We start from the raw sequence: 2,609 nt of genomic DNA, 5'->3' as shown, positions 1-2,609 counted from the left end.
CCCCAGCCTCGGCGGACGGGTCGGCGCGGGGCGGTGCGGTCCGGCGCCGATCCCGCGATCGCTCCGTCGACTCGGCGGCTCCTTTCAGAGCACCGTCGGGCTCGCGAGCACTCCGGCCACGAGGATCAGCGCCACGGAGAGCCCGGCGGCGCCGTAAAAGAAGGGCTTGGCCTCGCGGGCGGGCTCGCGGAGCTTCCCGACGTCGAGCCCGTCGGTCAGCTTCGCGCTCCCGACCTCGACGAGCCCCGTGATCAGGAGCCACAGCGCGATCATCGTCACCACCAGGTGGCCGCGAGGGGTGCCCGTGAGCGCCGCGGGGGTGTACTGCGTGCCGGCCATGTGTCCGCCAGAGGCGACGAACGCGACCGCCCCGACGCGGGTGATCCACCGGAGCTTCCCGACGATGCCGGCGAGGACCTCGCCGCCGACGTCGCCCCGGAGCGCCGCCGGCAGGATACCGAGGGTGACGAACAGCACGCTGCCGGTCCAGAGGACCGCGAAACCGACGTGGACCGACCACATGATCGGGTCGAGAACGTTCATACCCACCGTTCGGCCCGCGGCGACTTATATATCGACGGGACGCGGTCAAGGAGAGAGACGCGGCCGCGGATACCGGCGACGGCTTTTAAATATCCCACGACCGTACGTCCCCACATGGCCCTACTCCAGAAGCTCAAGGAAAAGCTCGGATTCGGGAGCGGTCCGACAGAACGCGAGGACACGAACGCGGAAGTGACCGTCGAGCACGAACCGGAGGCGGCGGCCGGGAGCACCGACGAGGCCGTCCCTGGCGCCGACGAGGCCGTCTCCGATGACGACGAGGCCGCGGACGACTCGAGCGCCGTCGCCGCGGAGACGGACGCCGCGGCTTCGACGGAGTCGCTGGTCGACGAGGAGGCGGCGTCGGACCCCGACGAGGCGGCCGAGCCAGCCGAGGCGGCCGAGCCCATCGAGACGGCGGAAGACGAGAGCGACGAGACGGCCGTCGACGAGGACGACGCCGGCGCCGACGTCGAGAATCTCAAGGGGATCGGCCCGGCGTACGCCGAGCGACTCGCCGAGATCGGCATCGAGACGGTCGAGGACCTCGCGGCGGCCGACCCCGGCGCGGTCGCCGAGGGCGCGAACGTCGGCGAGAAGCGCGCCCAGACGTGGATCGAGCGCGCCGGCGAGTTCTGACTCGGGCGTCCGCTGACTGCCACACGCGGCAGCCGACCGACCACAACTGTTTCCTCGTCGCCGCCGAAGCGGGTCACATGCAGCGATCGGTACGCACCGACCGGGACCGGTTCCGCGCGGTCGCCGCCGCGGCGCCGCCGGACGCGCGCGTCCCGGTCGAACTCCGGGTCGTCGTCGACGACCCGTTCGCCGCCTATCGACGCGCCCGGAACGGCCCCGGCGGCTTCTTCTACGAGACGACCGGCGGGCAGTCCGGGTGGGGGTACTTCGGGGTCGATCCGGCGGAGCGGCTGACCGCCTTCGGCGACGCGGTCGTCGCCGATCGCCCCGGTCGGGACTCGGCTGACGCGCGCGGTTCGTCCCCCACCGGCGACTACCGGCGTCCCGCGCCGACGCTCGCGGCGCTGGAGGGACTCGTCGAGGGGGAGGCCCTCGCGCGCGGCGACTGCGAGGTGCCGTACCCCTGCGGCGCCTTCGGCTGGCTGTCGTACGACGTCGCCCGCGAGCTGGTCGTTCCCGCCGGCACCGCCGGACGGGCCAGGGGCGGTCGACGACCGCGGGCTCCCTCGGCTCCAGGTCGGCCTCTTCGACCGGGTCGCCGCGTGGGAGTGTCCGGTCGACGGGGACTCGCCCGTCACCCTCCGCGTGACCGCCTGCCCGCGCGTGCCGGCCGGGGTCGACGACCGGAGCGCCGACCGCGACGCCCTCGACGCGCTGTTCGAGGCCGGGAGCGCGCGCGCGAGCGACCTGATCGACCGGATCGAGACCGGCGATCCGGACGTCGGTCCGCGCCCGACGCAGACGCCGCGACCACGACCTTCGAGAGCGACGTCGGCCGCGCGGGGTACGCCGACGCGGTGCGTCGGGTCAAAGCGCGCGTCCGAGCCGGCGACACCTTCCAGGCGAACGTCTCCCAGCGGCTCCGCGCGCCCGCCGCGGTCCACCCCGTCGAGGCGTACGACGCGCTCCGGTCGGTGAACCCCGCGCCGTACTCCGGGCTCGTCGAGTTCTCTCGGGGGGACCGCGGCGTCGACCTCGTGAGCGCGAGCCCGGAGCTGCTTCTCGAACGCCGCCCGCCGGCCGACGCGCTCGGCGCGGAACCGCGAGACGCCGTCGACGTCGACGGCGACCCGGACCGCGGCGCTCGGCTCCGCACGGAACCCATCGCGGGGACCAGACCGCGCGGCGAGACGCCCGAGGCGGACGCGGCGCTGGAGGCGGAACTGACCGGCGACGAGAAGGAGCGCGCGGAGCACGCGATGCTCGTCGACCTGGAACGCAACGACCTCGGGAAGGTCTCCCGGTTCGGGACGGTCGACGTCGCGGAATACCGCCGCGTGGACCGCTACAGCGAGGTGATGCACCTCGTGAGCCTGATCGAGGGGGCGGCCCGCCCCGACGTGGGGCTCGCCGACGCGATCGCGGCG

2 protein-coding genes and 1 pseudogene are annotated in these 2,609 nt (G+C 73.9%); 2 read left to right on the top strand and 1 reads right to left on the bottom strand.

Annotation, left to right across the window (positions count from 1 at the left end; all coding sequences use genetic code 11):
• Positions 1 to 84: 84 nt before the first annotated feature.
• The gene (locus GJ633_RS15700) at positions 85 to 543 is read right to left on the bottom strand and encodes a transporter (RefSeq protein ID WP_156589530.1); all 459 of its coding nucleotides are present in this window, start codon (positions 541 to 543) and stop codon (positions 85 to 87) included.
• 114 nt (positions 544 to 657) lie between these two features.
• On the opposite strand from GJ633_RS15700, the gene GJ633_RS15695 reads away from it, so the two are divergent.
• Both GJ633_RS15695 and GJ633_RS15690 read left to right on the top strand, forming a co-directional pair.
• On the top strand, positions 658 to 1,182 hold the full coding sequence (locus GJ633_RS15695; protein WP_156589529.1) for a helix-hairpin-helix domain-containing protein: 525 nt from the start codon (positions 658 to 660) through the stop codon (positions 1,180 to 1,182).
• 77 nt (positions 1,183 to 1,259) lie between these two features.
• Positions 1,260 to 2,609, top strand: a pseudogene (locus tag GJ633_RS15690) (anthranilate synthase component I family protein); the annotation flags it as partial.

The organism is Halorubrum sp. CBA1125 (assembly GCF_009742825.1).
Classification (GTDB): domain Archaea; phylum Halobacteriota; class Halobacteria; order Halobacteriales; family Haloferacaceae; genus Halorubrum.
This window is presented reverse-complemented; position numbering and strand designations above follow the sequence as displayed.